The following is a 13,548-nucleotide window of genomic DNA, read 5'->3' as shown; positions in this document are numbered from 1 at the left end:
CTTATTTCATCAAGACTAATACATTCTCAAATATTAAGAAAGTGCATTTTTGAGGACTGAATATCTAGCTAAAGCATGAGTCATACTTTATAAAACGTAAGCGTCTAGTGAAGATCGATTGAATAAACCATAACTATTTATTATTAAAATAAAATTTACTCAATCCTTATCTTATATTATTCATCAAATCTTCATTTGAAATTTTAAAATTCCTTAATTTATTTAAAACAAATAAAAAGGCCCTCAAGTCTGAATATGCTTGAAGGCCTTTAAGTATTTGGTCCCGAGGGTCGGACTCGAACCGACACGTCATCTCTGACAGCGGATTTTGAGTCCGCCGCGTCTACCAATTTCACCACCTCGGGAAAGGTTGTGTTCGGTATAATATCGTTTTTCTTTTCTTTGTCAATGCAAAACCTGACTCAAGCGCCTATTTTTAAATCAATAGCATGCATTATGCTTTTTTAACCACCAAACTCAACTCGAACTGGGCAAAAAAAGCATATACTAATGCCAAAATTTTTGCTGATTCCATTTTTATATTCTTATGCAACTTTCTGATTTTAACTTTGAACTCCCTGACGAACTTATTGCCCGTTACCCTCTTGAAGAGCGAAGCGCTTCTCGCTTACTTCATCTTAAAGCCGATGGTCAATATGACGATCACCAATTTACCGATATTTTAGACCTGTTTAATGAAGGTGATTTATTAGTTCTCAATGATACTAAGGTAATGAAAGCTCGCTTGAAAGGTAAGCGTGCTTCGGGTGGTGCGATTGAGGTTCTGGTTGAAAGAATGCTTGATCAATTTATTGCTCATTGCCATATCAAAGCAAGTAACTCACCAAAACCAGGTGCTGAGCTTTTTGTCGGATCAGATGAGGTTAAAGTTACGGTTCAAGGGCGCCATGAAAATCTCTATGTGGTGGAATTTTCCAAACCAATCTTAGATGTATTGGATCAGTATGGTGCATTGCCTATTCCACCTTACTTCAACCGAGAAGCAGAAGATATTGATACTGTACGTTATCAAACCGTATTTAATGATCCTACAAAAATTGCTAGCGTTGCTGCTCCAACGGCGTCTCTACATTTTGATGAACAACTATTAAAAAAACTTGAAGATAAAGGTGTAAACAAGACATTTGTCACCTTACATGTGGGTGCAGGTACCTTCTTACCAGTACGTACAACCGATATCGAAAATCACATCATGCACAGTGAATGGTGCCAAGTCAGCGATGAAGCTATGGCGTTGATTAAAGCGACTAAAGATCGAGGTAATAAAGTGATTGCCGTCGGAACGACTGCAACACGCGCAACTGAAAGCGCGGCTCAAGCCAATGGTGGCGAACTGAAGGGCTGGACTGGTGATACTCAGATTTTTATTTATCCTGGTTATGAATTCAAAGTAGTAGATCGCTTGATTACTAACTTCCACCTTCCAGAATCAACATTATTAATGCTTGTTTCAGCCCTGTCCAATCGTGATTATATTTTGAATGCGTATCAACATGCTGTAAAAGAACGCTATCGTTTCTTTAGTTATGGTGACGCAATGTTGATTGACCAAGCAAAAGATTAGGATCTGATCTATGCCGATTGATTCTGTTCAGCAACTGCTTCACCTTCGCACCCGAAAGAACAAGCAAATTATGGCCAGTGTTGATCGGCTTTGGGCTCTTGGACGTTCTGCTCGACATTCTGATGACATCCTGCAAGGATTACATCCATGGGGTTCGAATACCCAACTCTTTTTTCACAATGGCATACCTAAATTTTTAGTTACGCTTGCCATCATATTCATTGTTTTTTCGCTCTTTCCTATTTTTGACACATTAAAATGGATGGCATATAGCGCAGCGGCGATACTTATCCTGATTGCATATATAATTTATGAACCAAATAAACCTATTCATGAAGTGATTTCATTTCTTGAAGAGCGAATGATTGGTTTTAAATTCGGTATAGAAGCTTATTCAACGCCATCACACCTTGGAACAAATAGACATAACACCTTGATCATAAGTCAGCTAAGGCAAAAATTTCCTTTGTTTAACCAAGGCAACCATGCCAATGACATTTTAAAGTTTGCCTCCACCACGTGGAAAAACGCGCAAAATCAAGATTTTCCTGTTATGCTTTTTCATTACCGATTTATTGATGAAATCAATCTGCCTGAGCAAAACAAAACACCACAAAAATTAAAAAAAATTGAACGTCATCGTTGGGGCGTATTTGTATTTGATATATCACCACTAGGATTAGCGACAACCAGTAGAAAGAAAGGGTTCACAGCACCATATACAGAGCACTGGGAGAGCAGCGATTTAGAGCTACGTAAAAAAGTTCAGATTTACGGTACAGATCGCTTACAACTCGCAAAGATCATGACGCCATCAACCACACTCAAACTGATTGAATTTTATCGACTTCACCAGGGCGACTTAATTTTCCACCCTCATGACCAAATCATGTGCTATTTGGGAGAGCGCGATTTATTTGAAGTCACGCACAAGCTTGAAATCAAAGACATTAAAAATATATCCGCTTTGCGCGGTTACTTAAGAACATTAACCATGCCAAATTATCAACAACTCAAACAGAGCATGCTAAACTTAGTTGCATAATAACGATCATATTAGGTAATGCGCGTGGGCTTATTCATTTTTCTTTCCATCTTTGTTTTGATTATTGTTTGGGGAATATGGGTTCGAAATAATATCGTTCGATATTTGAATGCTTCTCAGCGTGCTTGGTCAGATGTCGCAAATTTTGAACGTCAGAAAATTAAAACATTAGAGCATCTTGAGCAAAATTTATCTCAATACACTGAGTTTGAAAAATCAACACTAGAAAATATCACAGCCTTACGCCAACAAATCCTAAATCTCAATACACAATCAACTGATGTAGCTCAGCTTCAGCATATTGAAGCGCTAAGTCAGTCGTTAATGAAAAGTTTAAATGTGGTTGTTGAGAATTATCCAGATCTCAAAGCTGATCAGCTTTACAACCAAATGATGCATGACATTCAAGAGCAAAATGAAAATGTCAGTGCTGCAATTTCAATATTCAATCGAAATGTCGAAGAGTTTAATAACTTGATTCAAATTTTTCCAAATAACTTAATCAACAGTATCAGCCTCGCAAAGAAACCTATTCGCCCATTTACAGATCATCAAGCGCAACAAAATTTTGATTATCGCCCTAATTTCAAATAAGGATTCCACCTTAAAAAGTGGCAATATCTTAGAGAATCACGTTGTTTATCCATTACGATTTATTCATATTAGGATACGCTAAAAACTGTATAGCTGGGCGAAAAATAAACAGATATCTTCATTGTTTAGCAAGATCATGAATCTCTTGTAATTTTTCATAAACAAAAATCCAAGTCGTTAAGAATAATGTAATTTTTCTAGCATAAACTGCGCGAATCTAGGAAAATAGAGCGCTTTATCGCTATCAATCAGCGAACTGTTTTTTCGCCTCGATTTGGACAATTTATGAAGTTTGAAAAATTAGGTCAGTCTGGTCGCGCTCGACGCGGACGCTTAACCTTGGAACATGGTGTCGTTGAAACACCGATGTTTATGCCTGTCGGAACTTACGGCACTGTTAAAGGCATGCTCCCACGTGATATTGAAGAAATTAAATCACAGGTCATTTTAGGGAATACCTTTCATTTATATCTACGCCCTGGTCTAGATGTCATTCGCGAGCACGGTGGTCTACATGGTTTTATGAAATGGAATAAACCAATTTTGACTGACTCTGGTGGCTTCCAAGTATTTAGCTTAGGCGCAATGCGTAGTATCAAAGAAGACGGCGTAACATTCCGCTCTCCAATTGATGGCTCTAAAGTCTTTCTTTCTCCTGAAATTTCGATGGATATTCAACATACATTGAATTCAGATATCGTGATGATTTTTGATGAATGTACACCCTATCCAGCGACTCACGAAGAAGCTCAGAAATCTCTACAACTTTCATTGCGTTGGGCAAAGCGTTGTAAGACTCAACATCATGATGTGTTAAAAAACCGCAATGCTCTGTTTGGTATTATTCAAGGCGGCATGTATGAAGACCTCCGCCAAGAATCACTAAATGGATTAAAAGAAATCGGTTTTGATGGTTATGCGATTGGCGGTCTTTCTGTAGGCGAGCCAAAAGAAGAGATGATCAAAGTCCTTGATTATCTTCCAGAGCAAATGCCTGCGGATAAACCACGTTATTTAATGGGTGTTGGCAAACCAGAAGACATCGTTGAAGCTGTTCGTCGTGGTGTAGACATGTTTGACTGTGTAATGCCAACTCGTAACGCACGTAATGGACATTATTTTGTTACGGACGGTTTAGTGCGTATACGAAATGCGAAATACCGCCATGATCAAAGCCCACTTGATCCGCATTGCGATTGTTACACCTGTACCAACTTTACCCGTTCGTATCTATACCATTTAGAAAAATGTGGTGAGATGCTTGCATCAATGCTTGGGACGATCCATAACCTTCGTTATTACTTGCGTTTAGCAGAAATGATGCGTGATGCATTAGATAACGGAACATTTGATGATTTTGTTCACGATTTTTATGCACGCCGTGGGCTTGAAGTACCACCTTGTCCGCAAGATTAATACATCAGTATTTGCGCTGAGCAAAAAGACAATGTAAATTGCTGAACAAGCCGATTTTTTATCATCTTTTTTGATATTTTTAGTTTAGGAAAATGAAATGAGCCTTTTTATTTCGACTGCACACGCAGCTGGTGAAGCTGCACAACAACCAAGCTTAGTTGCTAACTTATTGATGATTGCGGTATTCATTGCAATTTTCTACTTCTTAATTTGGCGTCCTCAAGCAAAACGTGCGAAAGAACATCGTACTTTGGTTGAGAGCTTAGGCGTTGGCAGCGAAATCGTTTTTGCGGGCGGTTTAATGGGCCGTATTACTAAACTCGAAGGTGATTTCGCTGTGGTTGAATTAAACCGTGGCAACGAAGTTAAAATTCAGCGTGCAAGCGTGATTTCAGTATTACCTGAAGGCACTCTAAATAACCTTTAATTATAAAATAGTCGTGCAGCTGCACGACTTTTTTCATTTTAAGAAGAAAGCGAATGCGTTACCCAGCATGGAAATATTTACTCATTCTAGTTGTACTAGTCGTGAGTACATTATATGCCCTGCCAAGTTTGTATCCTGATGAACCAGCTGTCCAAATTTCTGGTGCAAAAGCTGGTTCTGTCATTGATGACACAGTGATTCAAAAAGCAGAGCAACTATTAAAAAGCAACAATATCCAATCCCACAATAACAGCTTTACTCAAAATGCTGCCCTTCTACGTTTAGACAGTTCTGAAGCCCAATTAAAAGCAAAAGATATCCTACGTGAAGGTCTGGGTGAAAACTATGTTGTTGCATTAAACCTCGCACCAACAACACCTGAATGGTTACAGAAAATCGGTGCACGACCAATGAAACTTGGTCTTGATTTGCGCGGTGGTGTCCACTTCCTCCTTGAGGTGGATATGGACAAAGCGATTGCGCAGCGTATGGAAACTTCGGCTGCTGATTTGCGACGCGAATTCCGTGAAAACAAGATCAAATTCAATAGTCTTTCATTAAATAACAATGCGATCACTGTTCAATTTGCTAACAATGAAGATCGTGCAGCAGCGATGGATCAGCTTCGTCGTAACGGCAATAAATATACTCAACAAGCACTTGCAACTGAAAATGGTGCCAGTCTTCGTTTAACCTATACAGACACCACGAAGCAAGAAATTCAGTCATATGCGCTAGATCAAAACTTAACAACACTTCGTAATCGTATTAATGAACTTGGTGTTGCAGAAGCATTGGTTCAAACCCAAGGTAGCAACCGTATCGTGGTTGAATTACCAGGTGTCCAAGACACAGCTGAAGCAAAACGTATCTTAGGTCGTACAGCAAACTTAGAATTCCGTTTGGTGTCTGATCTAAATGATCAATATATTGATCCTTATTCAGGGAAATATAATGGTCAACCCTTACCTCCAGGGACAGAAGTATTCGCCTATGAGTCTTTAGACAGTGGTCGTGAACTTTTACTTAACCGTAATCGTATTCTGACGGGTGAGCGTGTACAAAATGCTTCTTCAGGCTTTGGACAAGATAGTGGTACAGCAGAAGTTAACATTACCCTTGATAATGCAGGTGGTAAGTTAATGTCAGATGCGACTCGTAGCGCTGTTGGTAAGCGTATGGCGGTACTGTTCATTGAGAATAAACAACGTATCAGTTACGTTGAAGATCCTGAGACAGGCGCACAAACTGAAGTACGCACACCATATACTGAGTCTGTCGTCATTAATGCAGCGAATATTCAAGCAGTACTGGGTTCACAGTTCCGTATTACTGGTTTAGATTCACCTCAAGAAGCGGCTGAACTAGCTTTAATGCTTCGTGCAGGTGCACTCGCTGCGCCAATGTACTTTGTTGAAGAGCGTGTTATCGGTCCAAGCCTAGGTCAAGAAAACATCGATAAGGGTGTACTATCTACTCAAATTGGATTCATCTTGGTCGCAATTTGGATGGTGGTATTCTTCCGCTTATTCGGTGTCATTGCGAACTTCGCTCTAGTATTCAACTTAGCAATGATCTTGACGGTTATGTCTTGGATCGGTGCTTCATTAACGCTGCCAGGTATTGCAGGTATCGTTATTACCATCGGTATGGCGGTGGATGCAAACGTTCTCATTTGCGAGCGAATACGCGAGGAAATCAAATGGGGGGCATCGCCTAAACAGGCGATTGTTGCAGGTTATGATCGAGCTTATAACACCATCTTTGACTCGAACTTAACCACATTCCTTGTTGCATTTATTCTCTTTGCCATTGGTACTGGTCCGATCAAAGGATTTGCCGTGACACTCATGATTGGTATTGTTTGCTCGATGTTTACTGCGATTACAGTAACGCGTGCAATTGTACAGATCATTTATGGTAAAAAACGTAACTTGAAAAAGTTGAGCATTTAGGAGATCTATCATGACTGAAAATACTCAACTCGAATCAAAACAGTACGGCCGTCCAGACAACGAACGCATTATCCCGTTCATGAAGATTGCAAAACCAGCAGCTTGGCTTTCAATCATCCTGACAATTGCAAGTATCTTCTTTATTGCGACCAAAGGTCTGAATTTAGGACTAGACTTTACTGGTGGTGTTGCAGCTGAATTGAATTATGCCAATCCTGTAAAACCCTCTGAAGTGACGCAAGCATTAAGTAATGCGGGTTTCAATGATGCTGTGGTTCAAACCTTAGGTTCTGAACGAGATTTAATGGTTCGTATGCCCGTACAAGAAGACCTTGAAGCGGAAGATCTAACCAAAGCAATTACCACTGCAGTTCAGTTAGACAATAATCCAGTCACTGTTCCAAAAGTGGATGTTGTTGGTGGTCAAGTCGGAAACGAACTTTACATTAAATCAGCAGGTGCTGTGGCTTTAGCACTGATTATCATGCTGATTTATGTGACGATTCGCTTCGAATTCAAGTTGGCAATGGGTGCAGTTCTATCGCTATTTCACGATATTATCGTGACTCTTGGTATTTTTGCATTGATGCAGTGGCCATTTGACTTAACCGTGCTGGCTGCCCTGCTTGCGATTATTGGCTTCTCATTAAACGATAACATCGTTGTATCTGACCGTATTCGTGAGAACTTCCGTAAAATCCGCGGTGCAGAACCCCTTGAAGTCATTAATATTGCATTGACTGAAACCTTACGTCGTACCATCCACACTTCGATGACGCTATTGCTTGTGGTCGTTGCTATGATGATCATGGGCGGTGATGGTTTGAAATGGTTCTCGATTGCAATGTTTGTCGGCGTTTTTGTCGGAACATATTCTTCGATTTATATCGGTACTGCCTTTGCATTGTGGCGTGGTCTGAACCGCCAAGACTTTATTGTTCAAGTAAAACCTGAATTTGAAGAGGAAGAAGAAATTCCTCAATAAACATTCAATACAAAAAGCCCATCAAATGATGGGCTTTTTTAATGTTGAGTGATTTGAATTTGAGGAATTGCAAAACCACGGCAAGAATATTCACTTCGCCATGCGACTGTCAGCATACAATCCATGATTTCAAAATTCTGATAAGCAAATACCCCTAAGACTGGATGCTCACAAACCCCACCCATTTGTGTGGTATGGGCATTGGTATTCAACTCATTTAAGCTCATGCGGATTCCCATCCCATGTGCCTTCAGAATTGCTTCCTTAATGGTCCAGACTTTAAACCAATAGCGAGAATCAAAATCCAATTCTGCCCATATCGCATATTCCAGTGGATGAAATGCATGTTTGGCTAAGGCTTCGAATCGAATTGATCGATTCAGCTCTTCAATATCCACACCCAAATCTCGAATATGATGTGATGTAACTAAAGCATAATAATGTTGACTATGACTATGGTTAAACTCAAAGTTTGAGATTTTTTTCAAAAAAGGTTTTCCATCTTTCGTTTGGTCAATATCCTCATTTTTTATTGTTTTATTTAATTTACTTCCTAGTAAGCAGTTACGATATTGGTGAATCATTTTTTTTCTAAGACTGATTTCTTCTGTACGTGTGAGATTTTCAGGAACTTGAAAAAAAGAAGAAATTTTAGAAATATCAATTTGAATATGACGGGTCATAATAACGTTCTCAGTGATTCCATTTATCTTAATTTATTCGCATGATAAAAAAAGCCCAAACTTCACATTTGGGCTTTCTGGACTAAATTTACAATTGATTAACCGCGTTTGAACTTCTTCTCGGCTTTCTTAAACTTCTGTACATAACGACGTTTACGTGCCGCAGTACGCTCGTCAATTTGAGATTTACGACCTTCAAATGGGTTTTCTGAAGTTTTAAATTCAATTTTTACAGGTGTACCCTCTAGTTTATACACTTTACGGAACACGTTTTCTAAGTAACGACGATAGTCAGCTGGGGTTTTATCAACTTTATTACCGTGAATCACAATCGTAGGTGGGTTTTGACCACCGATATGCGCATAACGCATTTTAATTGCACGGCCTTGAACTTTAGGTGGATGATGCGCGTCTGTTGCATCTTTTAAGATCTCAGTGATTTTCGCTGGAGATACTTTCAAACGTGAAGATTCATATGCACGATGAATTGAAGGATAAAGCTCACCCACACCTGTACCATGCAACGCAGAAATTAAATGGATTTTTGCCCATGGAATAAAGTCAAAACGACGCTCAACATCCAATTTACATTGTTTGCGATCATATTCTGACATATTGTCCCATTTATTGATCGCAATCACCATCGCACGACCAGCTTCAATCGCATATCCAATCAAATGCAAGTCTTGCTCAACAATACCTTCACGCGCATCAACAACAACAACGACAACATTGGCATCTTTCATTGCTTGTAAAGTCTTTACGATTGAGAATTTCTCAATCATTTCATCCACTTTACCTTTACGACGAACACCGGCAGTGTCAATGAGCGTATATTTTCGACCATCGCGCTCAAATGGAATGTAAATTGAGTCACGTGTAGTACCAGGCTGGTCAAAAGCAACGACACGTTCTTCACCTAACAGGCGATTAACTAATGTTGACTTACCTACGTTCGGACGACCGATAATCGCTAGACGAAGCCCAGTATCTTCATCACGCTGTTCACTTAGGTCATCTTCTGGTACATCTTCAAGCACTTCTTCGAGCATTTGTTGAACACCACGCCCATGGCTGGCAGCCACTTGCATCGGTTCACCCATACCCAACTTAAAGAACTCAACCAATGCTGCCTCTGCATGGACACCATCGACTTTGTTGGCAACTAAAAATACTTTTTTACCGAGTGAACGCAACTCACGCGCAATCTGTTCATCGGATGCTAAAAGACCTGCACGCGCATCAACAACAAAGATGATCATATCTGCTTCATGAATCGCAGTTTTAGACTGCTCTGCCATGTAAGAGTCGATCCCACCTTCGTTTTCGCCGATACCACCAGTATCTACAACGATAAATGATTTATTTTGATAAACTGCATCACCATATTTACGGTCACGAGTAAGACCGGCAAAGTCTGCAACAAGCGCGTCACGACTTTTGGTAATCTGGTTAAACAGCGTTGATTTTCCGACGTTCGGACGACCAATGAGCGCAATAACGGGTTTCATAGATTAACCTTTAACAAGATCAGCCAACTCAATTGGCCTGAACATCAGAAACTGTGGAAGAAGTTAGACGAATCATCTACTTAAAAATAAAAATGTCGGGGTCTGAAAATTCAACACCCCGAACTTAAAATATGTATTCAGCGACTAGTTTACCATAAGCAGAGAAAAAATTAACGATTCTGCCAAATTGTAAGTGCGCCTGTACGTGTCACTGAGTAAAGCTGATTGTTCACTACACGCAACGAACGTACTTCACCACGCGTTTTTTCACGCCCAACAAGTTGACCATTTTTAGGATCTACAAGGTGGAGTACACCCTCATAATCACCTACCACTAAATACTGACCTAACATTACGGGGTTGCTTAATTGACGGTTAAGCAATTGATCATTATTCCATAATGGCTGACCCGTCACCAGATCAAACGATACAATTTTACCATCTGTTTGCGTGACGAATACTTGGCGACCTGCAACTTCAGCACGGTTAATACTACTTGCATCTTCACTCCAAATCACACGTTGTGAAACTAGATCTAGTACAGTGACTTGACCTTGATAGCTGGTGGTTACAACCAATTGTCCTGCAACAATTGGATCTGCATCCACATCAACTAAACGCTGTATATCAGAACGACCATCGCTGACTGCCACACGTCTTTGCATACGCAAAGTTCCAGTGAGACTATCAATTGCGTATACGTATGCATTTGACGAGGCCACTAAAACTGTTCGTGGGTCTAAGCGCACAGGTGAAGCTTGACCACGTAAGCTCAATTGTTCGTTTGGCATACGATAGGTCCACACTTGTTGACCTGTTTTTTCATCCAGACCAAACACCGTACCGTCATTTGCAACAACGATCACTCGACCAGTCTGAATAAGCGCCGCACTCAAAATTGCACCGCTTAATTGCGCAGTCCAACGGATATCACCCGTTTTTTGATCAAGAGCAAACAGCTGACCTTTCTTGTTGCCGACGATTACTAATCCGTTGGCCGCTTCAACACCTGAACTTAAACCAAGCTTTGTAACTTGTTTTTCCCAGACACGCTGCTTACCTTGATATGCAGAAACCTGTCCCTTAGGATCTAAAAAGTATAAAACACCTTGATCATTCGCCATTCTCAAACGCAATGGATCAGCAGCATCCGTCGCTGAAACATTATGTGAAAAAATAGGTGCTAAGCTCACCGATTGCTGAATTTTAGGCAACGGATTAGGTTTCACCTTTTCTTCTTTCACCGTATTGCTTGTACACGCCATTAGTGCACACGACAATGTCGCTAGAACAAAAGAAATTTTATACTTTCTATCCATTAAGACTCATCCGTTTGTATATCTAAAATTGGGCGCTCAATTTCAGGATCATCTACTAATATGCCAACACTTTCGAGTTTAATTTGTAAGATTTGGCGTTCTTGTTTAGTTGCAATTAAGTTATCCCACGCGCTCTGATAAGCTTTTTTCGCATTTTCAATATCATTCTTAGCAATATAAATATCGCCACGTGCTTCATCTACAGTTGTTTTGAAAGCGGGCAAAGTCAAACCAGACAATGTTTTTAAAGCTTCATCATATTTTTTTTGTGCCAGTTGAGCATCTGCTAAACGAAGCTTAATGATGTGTTGTAAACCTTCATCTTTGATTTGAGCATTTTCAATTTTTTTCAATTCACGTTCAGCTTTGGCATAATTCTCTTGGTCATAAGCCAATTTTGCCATTACAAATTGCGTTTGAACCGCATGAATCGAATCAGGATTTTCTTTTACAATTTTTTCAGCAGTTCCATCCAAAGCAGTCGCTACTTTAGGATCAGTTGTTGCAGCTTTCGCTTCATCAACCAAGAGCTGTACTTTAGCAGTCTGTATTTGATCTTCTGCTGCGTTTTTCTTTTTCCAATATTCCCATCCGAAAAAGGCGATCAGGGCAAGAAGAATCAGCGTAATCAACGCCGATCCATATTTCTTAAAAAACGACTTCGCTGTATGCAGTTGTTCTTCGTCAGTCATTGCGCTCATATGATCGCCCTTTCCTTATGTTCTTAAATTTATTTTGAAGATAGTTTATCAATGATGAACGGCACAATGTCATTGACCGCTACTTGTGTCTGCTCTGCTGTAGCTAACTCTTTGACTGAAAGTTGTTGCGCCTCAGCTTCACGCTCACCAAAGATTAAGGCATAAATTGCACCAGACTGATCCGCTTTTTTCATTTGACTTTTCATCGAGCCTTGAGAGCCGACTTTCAGACGCACTGAACTGCTTGCAGCTTCAAATTGATCTCGGATTTGTTCAGCTAGAACTAAAGCTTTGCCTTGCGTCGCAGGATCTGCAAGTAAAAATACTTCACAATCACGTACTGGTGTATTGTCTTCTACTTGTTCTAAAAGAAGCAATAAACGCTCAATACCCATTGCAAAACCAACCGCAGGAACCGATTGATCTGGTTTACCTTTTAACTGACCCACTAAACCATCATAACGACCACCAGCACAAACCGTACCCTGTGAACCGAGATGTGTCGTCGTCCATTCAAATACAGTTTTATTATAGTAATCCAAGCCACGAACCAACTTTTGGTTAATGACAAATGAAATACCTGCATCAGTTAGATATTGCTGTAATTGTTGGAAATGTGCCAGCGTCTCCTCACCCATAAAGTCATGAAGTTTAGGCGCATTTTCTAAAATGCTTTGAGTTTTTGCATCTTTAGAGTCCAAAATACGCAGTGGATTCGTCGTTAAACGACGCTGCGAATCTTCATCTAAATCTGACTTATGTGATTCTAAAAACTCAACCAAGGCTGCACGATAAGCTGCACGCTCATCTGACTCACCTAAAGTATTAAGCTCTAATTGAACTTTGTCCGCAACACCCATCCGTTTCCACAGACGCGCAGTCATCAAAATCAGTTCAGCATCTTGATCAGGAGTTGCAACACCAAACGTTTCCACACCAAATTGATGGAATTGACGGTAACGACCTTTTTGCGGTTTTTCATAACGGAACATCGGTCCAATATACCAAACACGCGGTGTCGCACCACGAAGCAAATTGTGTTCGAGCATAGCACGTACACAACCCGCAGTACCTTCAGGACGTAAGGTCAAAGACTCAGGAGGATTACCTTTATCTAAGAACGTATACATCTCTTTTTCAACGATATCCGTTGCATCACCAATAGAACGCTTGAACAAGTTTGTCTGTTCAACCATCGGCAAACGAATTTGTTGATAGCCATAGGCATCCATCAAACCAGACAGATGCTGTTCAAGACGTCTCCAAGCTGGGGTTTGCGTTGGGAGAATGTCATTAAAACCTTTGATTGCGACGATTGAACTCATGA

12 protein-coding genes and 1 tRNA gene are annotated in these 13,548 nt (G+C 40.2%); 7 read left to right on the top strand and 6 right to left on the bottom strand.

The window, feature by feature from the left end:
* Positions 1-278 precede the first annotated feature (278 nt).
* Positions 279-365: transfer RNA gene (locus AC1M84_RS12860), tRNA-Leu, on the bottom strand.
* 182 nt (positions 366-547) lie between these two features.
* On the opposite strand from AC1M84_RS12860, the gene queA reads away from it, so the two are divergent.
* The 7 genes from queA (at position 548) to secF (ending at position 8,007) form a co-directional block, all read left to right on the top strand.
* Positions 548-1,585: a tRNA preQ1(34) S-adenosylmethionine ribosyltransferase-isomerase QueA gene (gene queA, locus AC1M84_RS12855; protein WP_481587161.1), complete on the top strand. Its 1,038-nt coding sequence runs from the start codon at positions 548-550 to the stop codon at positions 1,583-1,585.
* A gap of 10 nt (positions 1,586-1,595) precedes the next feature.
* Positions 1,596-2,630 (top strand): hypothetical protein, encoded by a 1,035-nt coding sequence (locus tag AC1M84_RS12850; protein WP_481595122.1) that lies wholly within the window; start codon positions 1,596-1,598, stop codon positions 2,628-2,630.
* 24 nt (positions 2,631-2,654) lie between these two features.
* Complete coding sequence (locus AC1M84_RS12845) at positions 2,655-3,224, top strand: LemA family protein (RefSeq protein WP_481587159.1); 570 nt, start codon at positions 2,655-2,657, stop codon at positions 3,222-3,224.
* Between the two features lie 285 nt (positions 3,225-3,509).
* On the top strand, positions 3,510-4,640 hold the full coding sequence (tgt, locus tag AC1M84_RS12840; protein WP_035265598.1) for a tRNA guanosine(34) transglycosylase Tgt: 1,131 nt from the start codon (positions 3,510-3,512) through the stop codon (positions 4,638-4,640).
* Between the two features lie 97 nt (positions 4,641-4,737).
* Positions 4,738-5,067: a preprotein translocase subunit YajC gene (gene yajC, locus AC1M84_RS12835; RefSeq protein WP_035265599.1), complete on the top strand. Its 330-nt coding sequence runs from the start codon at positions 4,738-4,740 to the stop codon at positions 5,065-5,067.
* A gap of 53 nt (positions 5,068-5,120) precedes the next feature.
* The gene (secD, locus tag AC1M84_RS12830; protein ID WP_035265600.1) at positions 5,121-7,022 is read left to right on the top strand and encodes a protein translocase subunit SecD; all 1,902 of its coding nucleotides are present in this window, start codon (positions 5,121-5,123) and stop codon (positions 7,020-7,022) included.
* Between the two features lie 7 nt (positions 7,023-7,029).
* On the top strand, positions 7,030-8,007 hold the full coding sequence (gene secF, locus AC1M84_RS12825) for a protein translocase subunit SecF (protein WP_481595136.1): 978 nt from the start codon (positions 7,030-7,032) through the stop codon (positions 8,005-8,007).
* Between the two features lie 38 nt (positions 8,008-8,045).
* Here the strand turns inward: secF and AC1M84_RS12820 are convergent, their stop codons facing one another.
* From AC1M84_RS12820 to hisS, 5 genes are all read right to left on the bottom strand, one after another.
* Positions 8,046-8,690, bottom strand: coding sequence for a 4'-phosphopantetheinyl transferase family protein (locus AC1M84_RS12820; protein WP_481595121.1), 645 nt, complete (start codon positions 8,688-8,690; stop codon positions 8,046-8,048).
* A gap of 98 nt (positions 8,691-8,788) precedes the next feature.
* Positions 8,789-10,201 carry a ribosome biogenesis GTPase Der gene (gene der, locus AC1M84_RS12815; protein WP_481587156.1) on the bottom strand — a complete coding sequence of 471 codons (1,413 nt, stop codon included), beginning with the start codon at positions 10,199-10,201 and terminating at the stop codon, positions 8,789-8,791.
* Between the two features lie 170 nt (positions 10,202-10,371).
* Positions 10,372-11,520, bottom strand: coding sequence for an outer membrane protein assembly factor BamB (gene bamB, locus AC1M84_RS12810; RefSeq protein WP_481595120.1), 1,149 nt, complete (start codon positions 11,518-11,520; stop codon positions 10,372-10,374).
* Entirely contained in the window at positions 11,520-12,221 is a 702-nt protein-coding gene (locus AC1M84_RS12805; protein ID WP_481593519.1) for a YfgM family protein, read from the bottom strand. The genes bamB and AC1M84_RS12805 overlap by 1 nt, the downstream gene beginning before the upstream one ends.
* 29 nt (positions 12,222-12,250) lie before the next feature.
* A complete protein-coding gene (gene hisS, locus AC1M84_RS12800; protein ID WP_481593518.1) occupies positions 12,251-13,546 on the bottom strand; it encodes a histidine--tRNA ligase in 1,296 nt (431 codons plus the stop codon).
* Positions 13,547-13,548: the final 2 nt, after the last annotated feature.

It is taken from the genome of Acinetobacter sp. 24-47-66, assembly GCF_056779755.1.
The sequence above is the reverse complement of the archived record's forward strand: the minus strand, read 5'-3'. Positions and strand labels throughout refer to the sequence as shown.

What these genes read in the sequence shown, in the direction of transcription:
- queA (WP_481587161.1), top strand. Translation starts at nt 548, where the DNA reads ATGCAACTTTCTGATTTTAACTTTGAACTCCCTGACGAACTTATTGCC.
- AC1M84_RS12850 (WP_481595122.1), top strand. Translation starts at nt 1,596, where the DNA reads ATGCCGATTGATTCTGTTCAGCAACTGCTTCACCTTCGCACCCGAAAG.
- tgt (WP_035265598.1), top strand. Translation starts at nt 3,510, where the DNA reads ATGAAGTTTGAAAAATTAGGTCAGTCTGGTCGCGCTCGACGCGGACGC.
- yajC (WP_035265599.1), top strand. Translation starts at nt 4,738, where the DNA reads ATGAGCCTTTTTATTTCGACTGCACACGCAGCTGGTGAAGCTGCACAA.
- secD (WP_035265600.1), top strand. Translation starts at nt 5,121, where the DNA reads ATGCGTTACCCAGCATGGAAATATTTACTCATTCTAGTTGTACTAGTC.
- AC1M84_RS12820 (WP_481595121.1), bottom strand. Translation starts at nt 8,690, where the DNA reads ATGACCCGTCATATTCAAATTGATATTTCTAAAATTTCTTCTTTTTTT.
- der (WP_481587156.1), bottom strand. Translation starts at nt 10,201, where the DNA reads ATGAAACCCGTTATTGCGCTCATTGGTCGTCCGAACGTCGGAAAATCA.
- bamB (WP_481595120.1), bottom strand. Translation starts at nt 11,520, where the DNA reads ATGGATAGAAAGTATAAAATTTCTTTTGTTCTAGCGACATTGTCGTGT.
- AC1M84_RS12805 (WP_481593519.1), bottom strand. Translation starts at nt 12,221, where the DNA reads ATGAGCGCAATGACTGACGAAGAACAACTGCATACAGCGAAGTCGTTT.
- hisS (WP_481593518.1), bottom strand. Translation starts at nt 13,546, where the DNA reads ATGAGTTCAATCGTCGCAATCAAAGGTTTTAATGACATTCTCCCAACG.